Source organism: Phyllobacterium sp. RCAM01083 (genome assembly GCF_055685835.1).
Genome location: NZ_JBVFZN010000005.1, coordinates 1,110,576 through 1,129,362 on the forward strand (window position 1 = coordinate 1,110,576; position 18,787 = coordinate 1,129,362).

Annotated in this window: 18 protein-coding genes; 10 read left to right on the forward strand and 8 right to left on the reverse strand. The window is 59.0% G+C overall.

The genetic code is table 11. The annotated features are described in order from the left end of the window. Nucleotides 1–244: 244 nt before the first annotated feature. From glnA to uvrA, 4 genes are all read right to left on the reverse strand, one after another. Complete coding sequence (gene glnA / locus ACZ25R_RS12110) at nucleotides 245–1,654, reverse strand: type I glutamate--ammonia ligase (protein ID WP_223613278.1); 1,410 nt, start codon at nucleotides 1,652–1,654, stop codon at nucleotides 245–247. 73 nt (nucleotides 1,655–1,727) lie between these two features. Then, nucleotides 1,728–2,066, reverse strand: coding sequence for a P-II family nitrogen regulator (locus tag ACZ25R_RS12115; protein WP_008123000.1), 339 nt, complete (start codon nucleotides 2,064–2,066; stop codon nucleotides 1,728–1,730). Nucleotides 2,067–2,324: 258 nt separating this feature from the next. Beyond that, nucleotides 2,325–3,125, reverse strand: a complete 801-nt coding sequence (locus ACZ25R_RS12120) for a DUF72 domain-containing protein (protein ID WP_472461105.1) — start codon at nucleotides 3,123–3,125, stop codon at nucleotides 2,325–2,327. A gap of 78 nt (nucleotides 3,126–3,203) precedes the next feature. After that, nucleotides 3,204–6,125, reverse strand: coding sequence for an excinuclease ABC subunit UvrA (gene uvrA, locus ACZ25R_RS12125; RefSeq protein WP_464660512.1), 2,922 nt, complete (start codon nucleotides 6,123–6,125; stop codon nucleotides 3,204–3,206). Between the two features lie 435 nt (nucleotides 6,126–6,560). Between uvrA and ACZ25R_RS12130 the strand changes: the two genes are divergently transcribed. After that, nucleotides 6,561–7,088 carry a single-stranded DNA-binding protein gene (locus ACZ25R_RS12130; protein WP_464660510.1) on the forward strand — a complete coding sequence of 176 codons (528 nt, stop codon included), beginning with the start codon at nucleotides 6,561–6,563 and terminating at the stop codon, nucleotides 7,086–7,088. A 31-nt stretch (nucleotides 7,089–7,119) separates the two neighbouring features. Then, nucleotides 7,120–7,557 carry a YqaA family protein gene (locus tag ACZ25R_RS12135; protein WP_472461106.1) on the forward strand — a complete coding sequence of 146 codons (438 nt, stop codon included), beginning with the start codon at nucleotides 7,120–7,122 and terminating at the stop codon, nucleotides 7,555–7,557. A gap of 8 nt (nucleotides 7,558–7,565) precedes the next feature. Here ACZ25R_RS12135 and ACZ25R_RS12140 read toward each other — a convergent pair whose 3' ends face one another. After that, the gene (locus ACZ25R_RS12140; protein WP_472461107.1) at nucleotides 7,566–7,973 is read right to left on the reverse strand and encodes a DUF2000 family protein; all 408 of its coding nucleotides are present in this window, start codon (nucleotides 7,971–7,973) and stop codon (nucleotides 7,566–7,568) included. A gap of 19 nt (nucleotides 7,974–7,992) precedes the next feature. Between ACZ25R_RS12140 and ACZ25R_RS12145 the strand changes: the two genes are divergently transcribed. Together ACZ25R_RS12145 and ACZ25R_RS12150 are read left to right on the forward strand one after the other, a co-directional pair. Beyond that, the gene (locus ACZ25R_RS12145; protein ID WP_472461108.1) at nucleotides 7,993–8,886 is read left to right on the forward strand and encodes an AraC family transcriptional regulator; all 894 of its coding nucleotides are present in this window, start codon (nucleotides 7,993–7,995) and stop codon (nucleotides 8,884–8,886) included. Nucleotides 8,887–8,938: 52 nt separating this feature from the next. Next, on the forward strand, nucleotides 8,939–10,234 hold the full coding sequence (locus ACZ25R_RS12150; protein WP_472461109.1) for an NAD(P)/FAD-dependent oxidoreductase: 1,296 nt from the start codon (nucleotides 8,939–8,941) through the stop codon (nucleotides 10,232–10,234). A 1-nt stretch (nucleotide 10,235) separates the two neighbouring features. Here the strand turns inward: ACZ25R_RS12150 and ACZ25R_RS12155 are convergent, their stop codons facing one another. Beyond that, nucleotides 10,236–10,865 (reverse strand): MarC family protein, encoded by a 630-nt coding sequence (locus ACZ25R_RS12155; RefSeq protein WP_105732717.1) that lies wholly within the window; start codon nucleotides 10,863–10,865, stop codon nucleotides 10,236–10,238. Nucleotides 10,866–11,094: 229 nt separating this feature from the next. On the opposite strand from ACZ25R_RS12155, the gene gyrA reads away from it, so the two are divergent. Continuing rightward, complete coding sequence (gyrA, locus tag ACZ25R_RS12160; RefSeq protein ID WP_472461110.1) at nucleotides 11,095–13,905, forward strand: DNA gyrase subunit A; 2,811 nt, start codon at nucleotides 11,095–11,097, stop codon at nucleotides 13,903–13,905. Here the strand turns inward: gyrA and ACZ25R_RS12165 are convergent. Next, entirely contained in the window at nucleotides 13,902–14,057 is a 156-nt protein-coding gene (locus tag ACZ25R_RS12165; RefSeq protein ID WP_271082476.1) for a hypothetical protein, read from the reverse strand. The two genes, gyrA and ACZ25R_RS12165, sit on opposite strands and share 4 nt — an antisense overlap. Before the next feature lie 197 nt (nucleotides 14,058–14,254). Here ACZ25R_RS12165 and coaD point away from each other — a divergent pair, with 197 nt between their 5' ends. From coaD to tgt, 5 genes are read left to right on the forward strand one after another with little or no spacing between them, the layout of a single operon-like run. Next, nucleotides 14,255–14,746 (forward strand): pantetheine-phosphate adenylyltransferase, encoded by a 492-nt coding sequence (gene coaD, locus ACZ25R_RS12170; protein WP_472461111.1) that lies wholly within the window; start codon nucleotides 14,255–14,257, stop codon nucleotides 14,744–14,746. A gap of 38 nt (nucleotides 14,747–14,784) precedes the next feature. Next, nucleotides 14,785–15,369 (forward strand): peptidylprolyl isomerase, encoded by a 585-nt coding sequence (locus ACZ25R_RS12175; protein WP_472461112.1) that lies wholly within the window; start codon nucleotides 14,785–14,787, stop codon nucleotides 15,367–15,369. 22 nt (nucleotides 15,370–15,391) lie between these two features. Then, complete coding sequence (locus tag ACZ25R_RS12180; RefSeq protein ID WP_199537961.1) at nucleotides 15,392–15,901, forward strand: peptidylprolyl isomerase; 510 nt, start codon at nucleotides 15,392–15,394, stop codon at nucleotides 15,899–15,901. Nucleotides 15,902–15,918: 17 nt separating this feature from the next. Further along, nucleotides 15,919–16,998 carry a tRNA preQ1(34) S-adenosylmethionine ribosyltransferase-isomerase QueA gene (queA, locus tag ACZ25R_RS12185; protein ID WP_472461113.1) on the forward strand — a complete coding sequence of 360 codons (1,080 nt, stop codon included), beginning with the start codon at nucleotides 15,919–15,921 and terminating at the stop codon, nucleotides 16,996–16,998. Continuing rightward, the gene (tgt, locus tag ACZ25R_RS12190; protein WP_346305530.1) at nucleotides 16,995–18,128 is read left to right on the forward strand and encodes a tRNA guanosine(34) transglycosylase Tgt; all 1,134 of its coding nucleotides are present in this window, start codon (nucleotides 16,995–16,997) and stop codon (nucleotides 18,126–18,128) included. Before queA ends, tgt begins: the two co-directional genes overlap by 4 nt. Here tgt and ACZ25R_RS12195 read toward each other — a convergent pair whose 3' ends face one another. Then, nucleotides 18,129–18,707, reverse strand: coding sequence for a TetR/AcrR family transcriptional regulator (locus ACZ25R_RS12195; protein WP_472461114.1), 579 nt, complete (start codon nucleotides 18,705–18,707; stop codon nucleotides 18,129–18,131). Nucleotides 18,708–18,787 lie beyond the last annotated feature (80 nt).

Below are 18,787 nucleotides of genomic sequence, written 5' to 3' on the forward strand. Positions count from 1 at the left end.
AACTTGGAGGTGAAGCGATGTGGTTTAAACCGCTTGTCATCACCCTGGAAATGAAAAGAACCCGGACAGGCTTGCAAATCTTGCTCCGGGTTCGATTCATAATCTAGGAAAGGGAGGCGGGCGAAAGCTCGCCTCTCACTCCAAGGCAAATATATCATTCTTCCGCGAATTTTAAAGACCATACCTTGGTCTAATGAAAAACCCCGGGCATGCCCGGGGTTTCCCTGTCGACAGACCGGTCCCGTCAGACCGAGTAGTACATGTCGTATTCGACGGGATGCGGGGTCATTTCGTAGCGCATCACTTCGGCCATCTTCAGCTCGATGAAGCTGTCGATCTGGTCATCGTCGAACACGCCGCCGGCCTTGAGGAAGCCGCGATCCTTGTCGAGGCTCTGGAGCGCTTCACGCAGCGAACCGCAGACGGTCGGGATCTTCTTGAGTTCCTTGGCAGGAAGATCATAGAGATCCTTGTCCATCGGCTGGCCGGGATGGATCTTGTTCTTGATGCCGTCGAGGCCGGCCATCAGCATCGCGGCAAAGCCGAGATAGGGGTTGGCTGTCGGATCCGGAAAGCGGATTTCAACGCGCTTCGACTTCGGCGAGGAGCCGAACGGAATACGGCAGGACGCCGAACGGTTGCGGGCGGAGTAAGCCAGCAGTACCGGAGCTTCGTAACCTGGGACCAGACGCTTGTAGGAGTTGGTCGACGGGTTGGTGAAGGCATTGATGGCCTTGGCATGCTTGATGATGCCGCCGATGAAGAACAGGCAGTTTTCCGACAGACCGGCATATTCATTGCCGGCGAAGGTTGGCTTGCCATCCTTCCAGATCGACATATGCACGTGCATGCCCGAGCCGTTGTCACCGAAAATCGGCTTCGGCATGAAGGTGGCTGTCTTGCCATAGGCATTGGCAACCTGGTGCACGACGTACTTGTAGATCAGCATCTTGTCGGCGTTGCGGGTGAGGGCGTCGAACTTGATGCCCAGCTCGTGCTGTGCCGCCGCCACTTCGTGGTGATGCTTTTCAACGCGAACGCCCATTTCGGTCAGAACCGTGAGCATTTCCGAGCGCATGTCCTGGCAGGAATCGACCGGAGGAACCGGGAAATAACCGCCCTTGACGCGCGGGCGGTGGCCAAGGTTGCCGGTTTCGTAGTCGGTATCATCGTTGGACGGCAGTTCGGTGGAGTCGAGCTTGAAGCCTGTGTTGTACGGATCGGCCTTGTACTTCACGTCGTCGAAGACGAAGAATTCAGCTTCCGGGCCAACGAAGATGGTGTCGCCGACGCCTTCCGCCTTCATGTAGGCTTCGGCTTTCTTGGCGGTGCCGCGCGGGTCGCGGTTGTAGGCTTCGCCGGAAATCGGGTCGAGAATGTCGCAGAGAATGACCATGGTCGACTGCGCGAAGAACGGGTCCATGTGCACTGTGTCGGTGTCAGGCATGAGAACCATGTCGGATTCGTTGATGGCCTTCCAGCCGGCAATGGAGGAACCGTCAAACATGACGCCATCGGCAAACATGTCTTCGTCGACTTCGGCAACATCCATCGTCACGTGCTGCAGCTTGCCCTTCGGATCCGTGAAGCGAAGGTCAAGGAATTTTACATCATTGTCTTTGATCTGTTTGAGAATGTCTTTTGCGGTCGTCATGTCAATTTTCCTTGTTCAGCGACGATGATAGCGGATGGGCCGGTGCGGGAGCACCGGCAATGGGATAGCAGGACTAGATGGCGTCGATACCGGATTCACCGGTACGGATACGCACGACTTCCTCGATGTTGGAAACGAATATCTTTCCATCGCCGATACGGCCGGTCTGTGCGGCCTTGCGGATCGCCTCGATGGCTGCTTCGACAGACTCGTCGCCCAGAACGATCTCGACTTTCACCTTTGGCAGGAAGTCGACGACATATTCAGCGCCGCGATACAGTTCCGTATGGCCTTTCTGGCGGCCAAAACCCTTGGCTTCCGTCACGGTAATGCCCTGAAGCCCCACTTCCTGCAGTGCCTCTTTCACCTCATCCAGCTTGAATGGTTTGATGATGGCTTCAATTTTCTTCATCAGAGAATAAACTCCCTATGTATGGCGAGCGGACCTCTTGCCCGCTTGCACAACAAAAAGCAGGAAGCATGCCAAGTCGACCCCTAAAGCGAATTTATTCGAGGAATGGGATTTTACCGATGACAGAGCGGGGAGTTTTCTGAACTCCCTATGATTTAGCGATGACAACAAACATTCAGAAAAAGGCAGCTCTGATTAAATTATAATCAATCTGCCTGTTTTTTATGCTGCATGGCCTTCGACTTGACCTGCCTCTCGTCAGAGACGGTCCTTCAGCGCCTGGGCTGCCTGCGGCGCGCGCACTTTGCCCTCATGGATGAAATAGGCAAAAACATCGCGTGGCTGCTTGTCCGGTTTGACCAAGGGAGCGGCTAGGGGCAGGTCATCCGGCGCATCGCCCTTTGCCCAAAGTTTAACCCGCTCTGCCCACTGATCGAGCTCCTTGGCCGGATAGGCGGTCTCGACGGCATCGTCGCCCTTCTGCAGGCGGGCATAGACGAAATCGGCAGTCACATCGGCGATCTCGGGATAGTCGAAATGATGGGCATAGACCACGGCGACGTTCTTCTGGCGCAGGAGCATGATGAAATCGGGATCGATGAACGAGGGATGGCGCACCTCGACCGCGTGACGCAGCGCAATACCGCCTTCCTTCTCCGGCAGGAGATCAAGGAAGGCGCCAAAATCTTCGGCATCGAATTTCTTGGTCGGGGCAAACTGCCAGAGCAGCGGCCCCAGCCGGTCGGCGAGTTCGGCGATGCCGGACTTGATGAAACGTTCCATCGACTCTCCAGCCTCCGCCAGAACGCGGCGATTGGTGACGAACCGGTTGCCTTTGACCGAGAAAATAAAACCGTTCGGCACCGAGCTTGCCCATTTGGCAAAGGTTTCCGGCTTCTGGGTGCCGTAATAGGTGCTGTTGATCTCGATCGTGCTCAGGTGCTGCCCGGCATATTCGAGCTCCTTGGCCTTCGACAGGCCCTTGGGATAGAAGGTGCCGCGCCAGGGTTCGAAAATCCAGCCGCCGATACCTGTTCTGATCGTTCCGCTTGCGGTCATGATGGTGTCCTCCCGTCAATCCGTATTCATTCAAACCGGCCCATAAACAAAACCCGCCGTTTCCGGCGGGTTTGTCTGTTATTCCGCCGCCGCCTGGGCGCGATTGCCGGGTCGCCGTTGCAGCAGTTCCTTCAGGAACCTGCCGGTATAGGAACGCGGCTCGGCCACGATATCCTCGGGACGCCCGACGGCAACGATTTCGCCGCCGCCATCGCCGCCTTCGGGGCCAAGATCGATGACCCAGTCCGCCGTCTTGATGACTTCAAGATTGTGCTCGATCACCACCACGGTATTGCCCTGGTCGACGAGCTCATGCAGCACTTCAAGAAGCTTGGCCACATCATGGAAATGCAAGCCGGTTGTCGGCTCGTCGAGGATGTAAAGCGTGCGTCCGGTTGCCTTGCGCGACAATTCCTTGGCGAGCTTGATGCGCTGGGCCTCACCGCCGGACAGCGTGTTGGCCTGCTGGCCGACATGGATGTAGCCAAGGCCGACTTTTGCCAGCGTCTGCAGTTTGTCGCGTACCGCCGGAACGGCCGCGAAGAACTCCGCGCCTTCCTCGACCGTCATGTCGAGCACATCGGCAATCGATTTGCCCTTGAACAGCACTTCCAGTGTTTCGCGGTTGTAGCGCTTGCCGTGGCACACGTCGCAGGTGACATAGACATCGGGCAGGAAGTGCATCTCGATCTTGATCACGCCGTCGCCCTGGCAGGCTTCGCAGCGGCCGCCCTTGACGTTGAACGAGAACCGGCCCGGCTGATAGCCGCGCGCCTTGGCCTCCGGCAGACCGGCAAACCAGTCGCGGATCGGGGTGAAGGCGCCGGTATAGGTGGCCGGGTTGGAACGCGGCGTGCGGCCGATTGGCGACTGGTCGATATCGATGACCTTGTCGAGGAATTCCAGGCCGTCGATCCGGTCGTGGTCTGCCGGTTGCTCGCGCGACCCCATGATGCGGCGCGACGCCGACTTGAACAGGGTTTCGATCAGGAAGGTGGATTTGCCGCCGCCGGAAACACCGGTCACGGCCGTAAAGGTGCCAAGAGGAATTTCCGCCGACACGTTCTTCAGGTTGTTGCCGCGCGCGCCGACAATCTTGATGCGCTTCTTGTTCAGCTTGCGCCGTTCGGACGGCACGGCCACCTCGATGGCGCCGGACAGATATTTGCCGGTCAGCGACTTCGGGCTTGCCATGATATCGGCTGGCGTCCCGGAAGCGATGATTTCACCGCCATGGATGCCGGCAGCCGGTCCGATATCGACGACATAGTCGGCGGTGAGGATCGCGTCCTCGTCGTGTTCGACCACGATCACGGTGTTGCCGAGATCGCGCAGGTGCCGCAACGTCTTCAGAAGCTGCTCGTTGTCGCGCTGATGCAGGCCGATGGACGGCTCATCCAGAACGTAGAGCACGCCGGTCAACCCGGAGCCGATCTGCGACGCCAGCCGGATGCGCTGGCTCTCGCCGCCCGATAGCGTGCCGGAGTTGCGCGACAGAGCGAGATAATCCAGGCCAACATCGTTCAGAAAGCGCAGGCGCTCGCGGATTTCCTTGAGGATGCGTGCCGCGATTTCCGTCTGTTTGTCGTTAAAGCTCTTGTCGATGTCACTGAACCAGGCATCCGCATGGCGGATCGACTTTTCCGTGATCTGGCCGATATGCAGGCCGCCGATCTTCACGGCCAGTGCTTCCGGCTTCAGGCGATAGCCGCCGCAGGCCGGGCAGGGCGTGCCGGACATGAAGCGCTCGATTTCCTCGCGCGACCAGGCCGAATCCGTTTCCTTCCAGCGGCGCTCCAGATTGGGAATGACGCCTTCGAACGGTTTCGTCGTCTTGTAGGAGCGCAAGCCGTCATCATAGGAAAAATGCACCTCGCGGCTGCCGGTGCCGTAGAGAATGGCCTTTTGCGCGTCTTCATTGATGTCGCGCCAGCGATCGCCCAGCTTGAAGCCGTAGCTGCTGCCCAGGGCGTCCAATGTCTGGTTGTAGTAGGGCGAGCTCGACTTCGACCACGGGGCAATGGCGCCATTCTTCAGTGTCAGGCTTTCATCGGGCACGATAAGGTTGGGATCGATGGCCTTCTGGGTGCCGAGACCATCGCAGGTCGGACAGGCGCCGAACGGATTGTTGAACGAGAACAGGCGCGGTTCGATTTCGGCAATGGTGAAGCCGGAAACCGGGCAGGCAAACTTTTCCGAGAACATCAAACGCACATGCGTTTCGTTCTTGGATTTGTTGGCGGATTCCCCGGATGTCTCGTCGGCGGGCAGTGGCTTGTCGGCGAACTCCGCCAGGGCAATGCCATCGGCAAGCTTGAGCGCGGTTTCAAGGCTGTCCGCCAGACGTGCGGAGATATCCGGGCGGACGACAACGCGGTCGACGACCACATCGATGTCGTGCTTGTATTTCTTGTCGAGGGCCGGAACGTCGGCGATCTCGTAGAATATCCCGTCGACCTTCACGCGCTGGAAGCCGCGCTTCTGCAGATCGGCCAGTTCCTTGCGGTATTCGCCTTTGCGGCCGCGCACGATGGGGGCGAGAATGAACAGGCGGGTGCCTTCATCCTGCGCCAGAACACGGTCCACCATCTGGCTGACGGTCTGGCTTTCAATCGGCAGGCCGGTTGCCGGTGAATAGGGGATGCCGACGCGCGCATAGAGCAGGCGCAGATAATCGTAGATTTCCGTGACGGTGCCGACGGTGGAGCGCGGGTTGCGGCTCGTCGTCTTCTGCTCGATGGATATGGCCGGAGACAGGCCATCGATCTGGTCTACATCGGGCTTCTGCATCATCTCCAGAAACTGCCGGGCATAGGCCGACAGGCTCTCGACATAACGCCGCTGGCCTTCCGCATAGATGGTATCGAAGGCAAGCGAAGATTTGCCCGATCCCGACAGGCCGGTCATGACAATCAGCTTGTCGCGCGGCAGATCGAGGTCGATGTTCTTCAAATTGTGTTCGCGGGCACCACGAATGGATATAAATTTCTGATCGCTCATGACTGTCACGCCGTTATGGGGGAGGAACTGGCTCGCTGGCCGGAGTCTTTCCCTTATTTAGAAAGTCTCCAGCAGATTGCGAGGCCGTACCTGGGTTGGAATCACCATAGCCATGTTGACATCCATAGAGCAAGTGATAGAACAAAAAAAGAACAAATATTGCAGGCGGGGTAAAACCGGCGTAAAATCCGGGAGTTCCGTGCCTGACAAGCCAGACTGATACGGGATAAGGGCAGTGAACGGATAAGTACGCGTGCAAGCCTACTGACAGATTTGTCAGGAGAGTGTCAGTTGCCACTGAATTGTCAGGAGGCTGGCGGCATTGGAGGTCGAGGCGAGCAGTATTTTGTGGATAGAGCCAGACAGTTGCCCGCGCAATGAGCGGCTTCTGTATGATGGCGCCAAATCGAAAAGCTAATTTTGTGGAGTATTTTTATGGCTGGCAGTGTCAACAAGGTAATTTTGGTCGGTAATCTTGGCGCTGATCCGGAAGTCCGGCGTCTCGGTTCAGGCGATCCGGTGGTCAATCTGCGCATTGCCACCTCGGAAAGCTGGCGCGACAAGAACAGCGGCGAGCGCAAGGAAAAGACCGAATGGCACAGTGTCGTCATTTTCAACGACAACCTGGCCAAGGTGGCTGAACAGTACCTCAAGAAGGGCATGAAGGTTTATCTGGAAGGCGCGCTGCAGACCCGCAAGTGGCAGGACCAGACGGGCAATGACCGTTATTCGACGGAAATCGTCCTGCAGAAGTTCCGCGGTGAATTGCAGATGCTTGATTCACGCGGCGAGGGTGCCGGTTCTGGCGGCGGCCGCTCGTTCGACAATTCGAGCCGGGGCCAGGTCTCCGACAATGGCGATTATGGTTCGGATTTCGGCCGTTCCAGCGCTTCGCCGTCCAGCGGCGGCAGCAATGCAGGTGGCAATTTCTCGCGCGATCTCGACGACGAGATTCCGTTCTGAGCCTGTTCTGTAAGTCATTGCCGGTTTGATCATGCTTGTTGATCTGAGCGTGTATGCCGGATTGTTCGCGGCCGCTTTTGCGGCCGCAACCATTTTGCCGATGCAGTCGGAGGCGCTGCTTGCCGGACTGCTGCTCTCGCATTCCTATCCGGCCGTCGCATTGATCGCCGTTGCCAGCGTGGGCAATGTCCTTGGCTCGGTGGTCAATTGGCTGCTCGGGCGCGGGATCGATCAGTTCCGCCACAGCAAATGGTTCCCGGCCAGCGAGGCACAGCTCGACCGTGCCACGGGCTGGTACCAGCGCTATGGCAAGTGGACCCTGCTGTTGAGCTGGGCACCCGTGATCGGCGATCCGCTGACGCTGATTGCCGGGGTGTTGCGCGAGCCGCTCTGGAGTTTTGTGCTCTTGGTCTCCATTGCCAAGACTGTGCGGTATCTCGTTGTATTCGCGCTTGTATCCGGCTGGTAGCGCCGGTGCTACGGGTGCATCCTGGCGCCCTTGGTGATCTTGTCGACGATCTTCTTCTCCGCGTGCAGCGCAATGCCGACAACCCTCGCATCATCCGGTGCAAACCGGGCAAACACGGCGCGATTGGCCTGATCATATCCGGTTGAAAACATCTCCTCGATATACAGGCAGGATTTGACCTCGCGTTCGAGCGAGCGGCGGTGGATGGCCGACAGGGTTGCCTGATCCGCCGTGAGCACGATCATCGGCTGGATGGGCAAGGGATGATAGTGATGGCCGGCCCGATCCATATAGGGGGCGCCGATCAATCCGGGGGACTGGGCGACAATGCCGCTTGCCAGGAACGACGAGACGTTGAGTTTCTGCCATGTCGCAAGATCGTCACGTACGACAATTGTAATTTTCGTATCAAACACCAAATCTAGGTCTCCATTCATGGATCGAGTCTGCCGGATGCCGGGTGAAAATCTAAAAGAGGAAGTGCTGCGCGGTCTTGGACGTTTGTGCGAGCGTCCGGCGCACGATGCCATCCTGTCGGCGCCATCCAATCCGGGTGTCGAGCGCATGGAAGCGCGTTTCACCGGCGATGCCTTCGAACCGCACCGGCACGATACCTATGCCATCGGCGTAACGCTGCACGGCGTCCAGACATTCCGCTATCGCGGGGAAAAGCGGCAAAGCCTTCCAGGCAACATCATGGTTCTGCATCCCGACGAGGTGCATGATGGCGGGGCAGGCACCGAGGACGGCCTGCGTTACCGGATGATCTATCTCGAACCGGCCCTGGCAATCGACGCGCTTGACGGCAATCATGCCGCGCTGCCTTTCGTGCGGGAGCCGGTTTTTTCCGATGCGCCGCTTGTCTCGGCCATATCCGCCGCGTTCGGCAATCCCGATGCGGAAATGGATGAACTGCTGGTGGATGACATCGTATCGCGGCTGACGCTGGGATTGGCGCGCCACGCGAAGCAGCCGTTGAAACCGATGGGCAGGCCCGCAGTGCGGCAGGCGGGCATGGCCCGCGACTATCTTGCGGACAATGCCCTGCGGCTGGTGCGCTCGCGGGAGTTGGAGGCCGTCAGCGGCCTTGACCGTTATGCGCTGTCGCGGCACTTCCGCGCCCTCTATGCCACGAGCCCGCACCGCTTCCTGCTGATGCGCCGCCTGCAGCGCGCGAAGGATCTGATGAAACTGGGCGTGCCGCTGGCGGAAATCGCGGTGGAAACCGGATTTACCGACCAGAGCCATCTCAACCGGCAGTTCAAGAAGGCCTATGGCGTCACACCCGGACGGTGGGCCGCGCTGACCACGGCGAGCCGGCAGCTTTGACCTTTGCGTCAATCATGGTAGGTGATCAGCACATGTGCTCAAGGAGCCTGCCATGACAGACACCATGACATCATCGAACGCTTTGCACCGGGTGGTTATCGTCGGTGCCGGATTCGGCGGGCTGGAAGCCGCCAATTCCCTGCGCAATGCGGATGTCGCCGTCACCGTGGTCGACCAGCGCAATCACCACCTTTTCCAGCCGCTGCTCTATCAGGTCGCCACATCGACGCTGGCGACGTCGGAAATTGCCTGGCCTATCCGGCATCTCCTGCGCAAATACAGCAATATCAAGACATTGCTTGGAACTGTTGAAAGCGTGGATACGGCTGCGCGGACCATTTCGACCGCCGATGGCGAGGTCATTCCCTATGACACGCTGGTGCTGGCGACAGGAGCCCGCCATGCCTATTTCGGCCATGACGACTGGGAGCCCTTTGCGCCGGGATTGAAGACGCTTGAAGATGCCACGACGATCCGCAGGCGTATTCTGACCGCCTTTGAAAAGGCCGAACGCGAGCCCGATCCGGCACGCCGGGCGGCATTGCTGACCTTCGTCATCATCGGCGCTGGGCCGACGGGTGTGGAAATCGCCGGAACCATTGCCGACCTGGCAAGGGATACGCTGAAAGGTGAATTCCGGGTGATTGACCCCGCCACGGCGCGGGTGATCCTGATCGAAGGCGGAGCGCGCGTGCTTGGCGCCTTCGCGCCTGACCTTTCCGCCTATGCGCAGCGGGCGCTCGAAAAGCTCGGCGTGCAGGTGCATCTGGGCAATCCGGTGACAAGCTGCACGGCGGATGGCGTGGAATATGCCGGGCAATTTGTCGGCGCGGCGACGATCATCTGGGCCGCGGGTGTCCAGGCCTCTCCGGCGGCAAAATGGCTCGACGTGGCGGCGGACCGGGCAGGGCGTGTTGCCGTCAACGACGATCTGACCGCTCCGGGGCATCCGGATATCTTTGTCATCGGCGATACGGCAACGGTCAAAAATGGCGGCAAGGGCATGGTTCCCGGCATTGCGCCAGCTGCCAAGCAGCAGGGAATCCATGTGGCAAAAACCATCAGGGCGCGTTTGGCCGGCGATGCCGCGCCAAAGCCTTTCCGCTATCGCCATGCGGGCGATCTTGCAACGATCGGCAAGCGCGCGGCGGTGACGGATTTCGGCTGGATCAAGCTCAAGGGCTATGTCGCCTGGTGGCTATGGGGACTTGCTCATATCTACTTCCTCATCGGCGTGCGCAACCGTCTTGCCGTGGCCATGAGCTGGCTGTGGATTTCCGTCAGCGGCACGCGCAGCGCCCGCCTGATCACACAGAAGGACGCGGCTGAGGAAGATCACCTGAAATGATTCATGTGGTGATGAAAGTCTTGATGCCGTCGGCCACGAATTGCACCGCCAATGCCGCGAGGATGACCCCCAGAAGGCGTGTCAGGATCGAGCGGCCTGTTTCACCCAGAAAGCGGTCGACGCGCTCAGCGAGGAAAAACACGACATAGGATGCGGCGATGCAGATCAGGATGATGCCGATCAGCGCCAGCCGCGATGTCGGCTCGGACAAGGTGCCGGCCAGCAGGATGGTCGCGGAGATAGCGCCGGGACCGGCAATCAGCGGAATGGCGAGCGGAAAGGCGGCGATGTTACGGATATGATCCTTGGTGATGGCAACGGTGGCGCTCTTCTCGTGCCGCTCCTGGCGTTTTTCGAAAATCATCTCGAAGGCGATCCAGAACAGGAGCAGGCCGCCGGCAATCCGGAAGGCGCCGATGGTGATGCCGAACAGCGCCAGGATCTGTGCGCCCGCTATGGCGAAGATCGTCAGCACGACAAAGGCGGTGATGCTGGCGCGCAGGGCAACCTGGCCGCGCTCCTTGCGATTCATGCCCCTGGTCAGCGCCAGAAACAGCGGCGCCAGTCCCGGTGGATCGATCGTCACCATGAGGGTAACGAGCGCATTGAGCAGGGTGTCATAAAGCGCCACGATTTTGCTTTTCTTCTCTGATTGAAGCTGAGCCAGAGTAGCGGATTCGGGGTTAAGCGTCGATAAAGTTGGGATTTTGCAACCAAGTTTTTCACCGATTGAAATGAACTGTTGTATCCTATTGAAAACAAAGGGTTTTCATCTGTGTACTGTGGTGCCGCCGGTTGGCTTTTACGTTGAAAAGCCGCTATAAGATGAAGATTGATTCTATACGAAAGATGAGTGCCTCGTGTCTGAACTAACCCCACCATCCGGCCCAGAAGACGATAAACCAGGCGGAAATTTCGGCATTGAGCCAATTTCCATTATCGAGGAGATGCAAAGCTCCTATCTCTCCTATGCCATGAGCGTGATTGTCAGCCGCGCACTGCCTGACGTGCGTGATGGTCTGAAGCCAGTGCACCGGCGCATCCTGCACGCGATGAACGAAATGGGCCTGTCCTGGAACAGATCCTACCGTAAGTCCGCCGGTGTGGTCGGTGAGGTCATGGGTAAATACCATCCCCACGGCGACGCCTCGATCTACGATGCTTTGGTGCGCATGGCGCAGGACTGGTCGCTGCGCGATCCGCTGGTCGACGGGCAGGGCAATTTCGGCTCCATCGACGGCGATTCTCCTGCGGCAATGCGTTACACCGAGTGCCGTCTCGAAAAAGTGACGGAATCCCTGCTTGAGGATATCGACAAGGAAACGGTCGATTTCCAGGATAATTATGACGGTCGTGAGCAGGAACCGGTGGTTCTTCCCGCCCGCTTCCCCAACCTTCTGGTCAATGGCTCCGGCGGTATTGCCGTGGGTATGGCGACCAATGTTCCGCCGCACAATCTGGCCGAGGTCATCAATGGCTGCATTGCCCTGATCGACAATCCGGCCATCGACCTGCCGGAACTGATGGAAATCATTCCGGGCCCGGATTTCCCGACGGGCGGCATTGTTCTCGGCCGTTCCGGCATTCATTCCGCCTACAGCACCGGCCGCGGCTCGATCCTGATGCGCGGCAAGGTCGCCATCGAAGCCATGCGCGGCGACCGCGAAGCCATCATCATCACGGAAGTGCCCTATCAGGTGAACAAGGCGACGATGATCGAAAAGATGGCCGATCTTGTGCGCGAAAAGCGCATCGAGGGCATTTCGGACATCCGCGACGAATCCGACCGCGACGGTTACCGCGTGGTCGTCGAGCTGAAGCGCGATGCCGTTGCCGATGTCATCGTCAACCAGCTCTATCGCTTTACCCCGCTGCAATCGTCGTTCGGCGCCAATATGGTGGCGCTCAACGGCGGCAAGCCGGGCCTGCTGAACCTGATGGACATTCTGCGCGCCTTTGTCGCCTTCCGCGAGGAAGTCGTCAGCCGCCGCACGAAATTCCTGCTGCGCAAGGCGCGTGACCGCGCGCATGTGTTGGTCGGTCTGGCGATTGCCGTTGCCAATATCGACGAGATCATCGCGCTGATCCGCCAGGCGCCGGATCCGGCAACGGCGCGCGATCAGTTGATGGAGCGCCGCTGGCCGGCCAACGACGTGGCACCGCTGATCACGCTGATCGCCGATCCGCGCCACACGCTCAATGACGACAACACCTACAATCTGTCGGAAGAGCAGGCACGCGCCATTCTCGATCTGCGCCTGCAGCGCCTGACCGCCCTCGGACGCGATGAAATCGCCGACGAACTCAACAGGATCGGCGTTGAAATCAAGGATTATCTCGAAATCCTCGCATCGCGCCTGCGCATCATGACCATCGTCAAGGACGAACTTGCCGCCATCCGCGACGAGTTCGGCACGCCCCGCCGCACGGAACTGACCGATGGCGGCGCGGATATGGATGACGAGGACCTGATCGCCCGGGAAGACATGGTCGTGACCGTCAGCCATGCGGGTTACATCAAGCGCGTGCCATTGACGACCTATCGCGCGCAGCGCCGCGGCGGCAAGGGCCGGTCCGGCGTGACCATGAAGGACGAGGATTTCGTCACGCGGCTGTTCGTGGCCAATACCCACACGCCGATGCTGTTCTTCTCCTCGCGCGGCATTGTTTATAAGGAAAAGGTCTGGCGCCTGCCGATCGGCACGCCGCAGTCCCGCGGCAAGGCACTGATCAACATGCTGCCGCTGGAACAGGGCGAGCGCATCACGACGATCATGCCGCTGCCCGAAGACGAGGCAAGCTGGACCAATCTCGACGTCATGTTTGCCACGACGCGCGGCACCGTGCGCCGTAACAAGCTCTCTGACTTCGTTCAGGTCAATCGCAACGGCAAGATTGCGATGAAGCTGGAAGAAGAGGGCGATGAAATCCTGGGCGTCGATACCTGTGACGAGTTTGACGATGTGCTTTTGACCGCTGCCGGCGGACAGTGCATCCGTTTCCCCGTCACCGATGTCCGTGTCTTTGCCGGCCGTAATTCGATCGGCGTGCGCGGCATTACGTTGGCTAAGGGCGATACGCTGATTTCAATGGCAATTCTCGCCCACGTGGATGCAAGCCCGGCTGAACGCTCCGCTTATCTCAAGCAGGCAGCGGCTGACCGGCGTGCACAGGGTGCGGATGACGTTGAGGAAGTGGCACTGGTGGGCGAAGAAGCCACGGAAGTGGCTGATCTCAATGCCGAGCGTTATGCCGAATTGCGCGACCGCGAGCAGACGGTTCTGACCGTCAGTGAGTTCGGTTATGGCAAGCGGTCGTCATCCTACGAATTCCGTGTCTCGGGACGTGGCGGCAAGGGTATCCGCGCAACGGATACGTCGAAGACCGATGAAATCGGCAAGCTTGTGTCGCTGTTCCCGGTCGAGGCCTCGGATCAGATCCTGCTCGTCTCTGATCGCGGTCAGCTGATCCGCGTTCCGGTCAACGGCATTCGCATCGCCGGACGCTCCACAAAGGGCGTGACGATCTTCAATACAGCCGATGGCGAGAAGGTTGTGTCGGTCGAGCGGATTTCGGAAACCGATAGCGATGACGAAGAGCTCGAGGCGATTGTGCCGACCGAGGGCGGGGCGGATATAGTCGCTCCCGAGAGCGGTTCTGACGAGAGTTAGAACCGCGGGCGGTCGTTCTGACCGTTCATGGGATAAACACCGAAGCGGGATGTCTTAACTTTGGCTTCCCGCTTTTTGTTTTCTTCCAGCATCATGACGACGGCGGAAACCATCATCGCGATCATCATGCCTACACTCAGAAGTACAAACATTCATTTATCCCTTCAATCTTCAGCTTTCCTGTGATTAACAACGCAATAGGGGCCGAAAGGTTTCATTTTCTGCGTTCTTTATAGTTGGCGGGAACTGAATGCTTGCTGATGTGCCCGTTCATCTTCCGTTCATTTATCATGAAGGGAGGACTCTTTCCGGCCATTGAAAGCGCCCGATAAAACGGCTAGGAGACGGTATGACAATCGCAATTTACGCCGGATCCTTCGACCCGATCACCGATGGACATATGGATGTCCTGCAGGGCTCGTTGCGCCTTGCTGACAAGGTATTCGTGGCCATTGGCATTCATCCGGGCAAGGCGCCGCTGTTTTCCTTCGACGAGCGCGTGGACCTGATCAAACGGGTTGCTGCGGATGTTTTCGGCAAGGACAGCCAGCGGCTCGAGGTGGTGTCCTTCGATGGTCTGCTGATTGATGCCGCCCGCAAACACGGCGCTTCGCTGATGGTGCGCGGCCTGCGGGACGGCACGGATCTCGATTACGAGATGCAGATGGCCGGCATGAACGGCACGATGGCGCCGGAGCTGCAAACCGTGTTCCTGCCGGCTGATCCTTCGGTCCGCACGATTACTGCCACATTGGTCCGCCAGATTGCGGCCATGGGCGGCGACGTCCGGCATTTTGCTCCCGCTCTTGTCGCCGAGGCGCTCAGGGCCAAATTCAAATAGGGCTTTCTTCTCATCCCCATCCGTTGGAGACTTTCTGTATGTCCGTAATTCGCACTGCGCTTCTTGTGGCAGCCGTTTCTTCCCTGTCTTTTGCTGCATTGACCCCAAGCTGGGCCGATGACCAGAACACCATGACGATCAAGCTGAAGGACGGCGACGTCAAGATCGAGCTGCGTCCCGACCTTGCGCCGAAACATGTCGAGCAGATCAAGGCGCTGGCCAAGGAAGGTGCCTACAACAATGTCGTGTTCCACCGCGTCATTCCCGGCTTCATGGCCCAGACCGGTGACGTGCAGTATGGCAATACCGAAAAGGGCTACAATCAGGCCGCCGCTGGAACCGGCGGGTCGAAGCGTCCGGACCTGCCTGCCGAGTTCTCGAAGGAACCCTTCGTGCGCGGCACTGTCGGCATGGCACGTTCCTCCAACCCGAATTCCGCCAATTCGCAGTTTTTCATCATGTTCGACAAGGGCGCATTCCTGAACGGCCAGTATACGGTCGTCGGCAAGGTGACGAGCGGCATGGAAGCCGTCGACAAGATCAAAAAAGGCAATGAAGCGCAGAATGGCGCCGTTGAAAGTCCGGACAAGATGATCAAGGTCACTGTCGGTCCGGCAAAATAATCTAACAAAGGAGATGCCGGAAATGGCTTACAAAGATCCAGAAAACACGATCCTGCTCGAAACCACCAAGGGCAATGTCGTCATCGAACTTTACCCCGATCTCGCACCCGGCCATGTCGAGCGCATCAAGGAACTGGCACGCGAAGGCGCCTATGACGGCGTCGTCTTTCACCGCGTCATCGATGGTTTCATGGCCCAGACCGGCGACGTGAAGTTCGGCAAGAAGGGCGGTTCGTCCTTCAATCCGTCACGTGCGGGCATGGGCGGTTCGGAAAAGCCGGACCTGAAGGCAGAGTTCTCCAACGCCAATCACGGCCGCGGCGCTTGCTCGATGGCCCGTTCGCAGAACCCGAATTCGGCCAATTCCCAGTTCTTCATCTGCTTCGACGATGCGGGCTTCCTCAATCGCCAGTACACGGTTTGGGGCCAGGTCATCGAAGGCATGGACAATGTCGACAAGATCAAGCGCGGCGAGCCTGTGCAGGATCCGGATTCGATCGTTTCCATGCGCGTTGCCGCAGACGCCGAATAAGATCGCATTGACAGACCATGCGTGTTGATCTTTTCGATTTTGATCTGCCGGAAGAAAACATCGCATTGAGACCTGCAGAGCCGCGCGATTCAGCGCGGCTTTTGCTTGTGAAAGCGGACAGTTCCGGATTTGACGACAGTACCGTTCGCAATCTCGGCGATTTTCTGCGCCCTGGCGATGCTCTTGTTTTCAATGATACCAAGGTGATACCCGCACAGCTTGAAGGGTTTCGCGAGCGCGAGGGTGTAAAGGCTCAGATCAGTGCGACGCTGCACATGCGGACGGGACCGGATCGCTGGAAAGCCTTCCTGCGCCCGGCAAAACGCATCAGGCAGGGCGAGCGGATTGACTTCGGTCACGGCAACAATGCCTGCCTGCTCGGGTCGTTGCAGGCCACTGTCGCCGAAAAGGGCGACGCGGGCGAAGTCCTGCTGGTGTTTGATTTCAGCGGCGCCGATCTTGATCAGGCCATTGCGGCGGTCGGGCATATCCCGCTGCCGCCCTACATCGCCTCCAAGCGGGCGGAAGATGGCCGCGACAAGGAGGATTACCAGACCGTCTATGCCCGCGAGGAAGGTGCCGTTGCCGCACCCACGGCGGGACTGCATTTTACCCCTGATTTGCTGGACGATCTGAAGAAGCGTGGCATCGAAGAGCACTTCGTCACGCTGCATGTGGGCGCGGGCACATTCCTGCCGGTCAAGGCGGACGATACGGCAGACCACAAGATGCATGCGGAAATCGGCCATGTGGACCAGAAGACGGCGGATGCACTCAACGCCGTGAAGGCGCGGGGCGGTCGTATCGTCAGCGTCGGCACGACCTCGCTGCGTCTGCTCGAAAGCGCGACGGGCGAAGACGGCGTCATCCGGGCATGGTCGGGCCCGACGGATATTTTCATCACGCCGGGCTACAGGTTCCGGGCGGTTGACCTGCTGATGACCAATTTCCACCTGCCGAAATCGACACTGTTCATGCTGGTGTCGGCCTTCAGCGGCTTCGAGCGCATGCATGCGGCCTATGCCCATGCGATCAAAAATCACTACCGCTTCTATTCCTATGGCGATGCAAGCCTGTTATGGCGATCCGCATCATGACAGAAAATTTTGAATTCAAACTGATCGCAACCGATGGCAAGGCCCGGCGCGGTGAAATCACCATGCCGCGCGGCACTGTCCGCACGCCCGCCTTCATGCCGGTCGGCACGGCGGGCACGGTCAAGGCCATGTATATGGACCAGGTTGCCGAGCTCGGCGCCGATATCATTCTCGGCAACACCTATCACCTGATGCTGCGCCCGAGCGCCGAACGGATTGCAAAACTCGGCGGGCTGCACGATTTTGCCCGCTGGCCTGGGCCAATCCTGACGGATTCCGGCGGTTTCCAGGTCATGTCGCTGGCGCAACTGCGCAAGCTCGACGAAAAGGGCGTGACTTTCCGCTCGCATATCGACGGGCGTGCCCATGAGATGAGCCCGGAACGCTCGATTGAAATCCAGGGGCTGCTCGACTCCGATATCCAGATGCAGCTGGATGAATGCGTTGCCCTGCCTTCAACACCGAAAGACATCCAGCGCGCCATGGAACTGTCGCTGCGCTGGGCGGAACGCTGCAAGACGGCGTTCGGCAACCAGCCGGGGAAAGCCATGTTCGGCATCGTGCAGGGCGGCGATGTGCCGGATCTGCGCATCCGCTCGGCGCAGGCTTTGAAGGCGATGGATCTGAAGGGATATGCCGTCGGCGGTCTCGCGGTCGGCGAACCGCAGGAGGTCATGCTCGACATGCTGGATGTGACCTGTCCCGAGCTTCCAGAGGAAAAGCCGCGCTATCTGATGGGTGTGGGCACGCCCGACGACATCCTGAAATCCGTGGCGCGCGGCATCGACATGTTCGATTGCGTGATGCCGACACGGGCTGGGCGGCATGGCCTGGCGTTTACCCGCCGCGGCAAGGTCAATCTGCGCAATGCGCGCCATGCGGATGATCCGCGTCCGCTGGATGAGGAATCCTCATGCCCGGCCGCACGCGATTACAGCCGCGCCTATCTGCATCATCTGGTCAAATCGGGTGAAGCGCTGGGCGGCATGCTGCTGACATGGAACAATCTGGCCTATTACCAGCAGCATATGCAGGGTATCCGCGATGCCATCGAAGCAAAGCGCTTTGATGCTTTCAGCGCGGAAACCCAGGCCGCATGGGCCGAGGGCGACATCAAGCCCTATGCCTGATCAGACGGTAGCCGGCTGGGACGGCTTGTCGGGGTCGCACGGCGCGAACAGCTGACGCAGGCCGTCAATGGCCGCGATCTGGTCTTCGTGGGTGAGGGTGTCCATATCCAGCAGTTTCAAACTGCGCAAACCCTCGATGGTCAGGAACGCGATGAGGGCCATGGTCGGGTCCTCCGAGTTCTCCTTCATGCGATCCAGCAATTGCTTGTTGTAGCGGCGGATCGGATCAATGAAGCTTGGATCATTGGCAATGGCTGCCAGAATGCCTGAAGGCTCCGGCTCGTTGAGCACAAATTCAGCGCGATAGACCTCGATGCAGGCCTGAACGACACTGTTCACCTTGTGGTTGCGGCGTGCTTCCTGCATGCGCAGGGATTCGTCGAATTCAGCGACGTGATGTTCAACCAGTGCTTCCAGAAGCTTGGCTTTGGTCGGGAAGGTGTAGAGCAGGCCGCCCTTCGACAGCCCGGCGCGCCGTGCGACGGCATCAAGGGAGAGATGGACCGGACCAACCTCCATGGCAATTTCCGCAGCAGCCTGCAGAATCTTATCTTTGGTGGTGAGAGTGGCCGCCCGCATTCCGTTCCTTTTTCTACAACTTTGCGTCCATAAGGGATTCCGCTTCTATTGACTTTACCGTCCGGACGGTACAGTAAAGT

Excerpts from the sequence above, each read along its gene's own strand:
- ACZ25R_RS12115 (WP_008123000.1), bottom strand. The coding sequence starts at position 2,066 with ATGAAGAAAATTGAAGCCATCATCAAACCATTCAAGCTGGATGAGGTG.
- ACZ25R_RS12135 (WP_472461106.1), top strand. The coding sequence starts at position 7,120 with ATGCTTGTTGATCTGAGCGTGTATGCCGGATTGTTCGCGGCCGCTTTT.
- ACZ25R_RS12130 (WP_464660510.1), top strand. The coding sequence starts at position 6,561 with ATGGCTGGCAGTGTCAACAAGGTAATTTTGGTCGGTAATCTTGGCGCT.
- ACZ25R_RS12180 (WP_199537961.1), top strand. The coding sequence starts at position 15,392 with ATGGCTTACAAAGATCCAGAAAACACGATCCTGCTCGAAACCACCAAG.
- tgt (WP_346305530.1), top strand. The coding sequence starts at position 16,995 with ATGACAGAAAATTTTGAATTCAAACTGATCGCAACCGATGGCAAGGCC.
- ACZ25R_RS12175 (WP_472461112.1), top strand. The coding sequence starts at position 14,785 with ATGTCCGTAATTCGCACTGCGCTTCTTGTGGCAGCCGTTTCTTCCCTG.
- ACZ25R_RS12150 (WP_472461109.1), top strand. The coding sequence starts at position 8,939 with ATGACAGACACCATGACATCATCGAACGCTTTGCACCGGGTGGTTATC.
- glnA (WP_223613278.1), bottom strand. The coding sequence starts at position 1,654 with ATGACGACCGCAAAAGACATTCTCAAACAGATCAAAGACAATGATGTA.
- coaD (WP_472461111.1), top strand. The coding sequence starts at position 14,255 with ATGACAATCGCAATTTACGCCGGATCCTTCGACCCGATCACCGATGGA.
- ACZ25R_RS12195 (WP_472461114.1), bottom strand. The coding sequence starts at position 18,707 with ATGCGGGCGGCCACTCTCACCACCAAAGATAAGATTCTGCAGGCTGCT.
- ACZ25R_RS12120 (WP_472461105.1), bottom strand. The coding sequence starts at position 3,125 with ATGACCGCAAGCGGAACGATCAGAACAGGTATCGGCGGCTGGATTTTC.
- uvrA (WP_464660512.1), bottom strand. The coding sequence starts at position 6,125 with ATGAGCGATCAGAAATTTATATCCATTCGTGGTGCCCGCGAACACAAT.
- queA (WP_472461113.1), top strand. The coding sequence starts at position 15,919 with ATGCGTGTTGATCTTTTCGATTTTGATCTGCCGGAAGAAAACATCGCA.
- ACZ25R_RS12165 (WP_271082476.1), bottom strand. The coding sequence starts at position 14,057 with ATGTTTGTACTTCTGAGTGTAGGCATGATGATCGCGATGATGGTTTCC.
- ACZ25R_RS12145 (WP_472461108.1), top strand. The coding sequence starts at position 7,993 with ATGGATCGAGTCTGCCGGATGCCGGGTGAAAATCTAAAAGAGGAAGTG.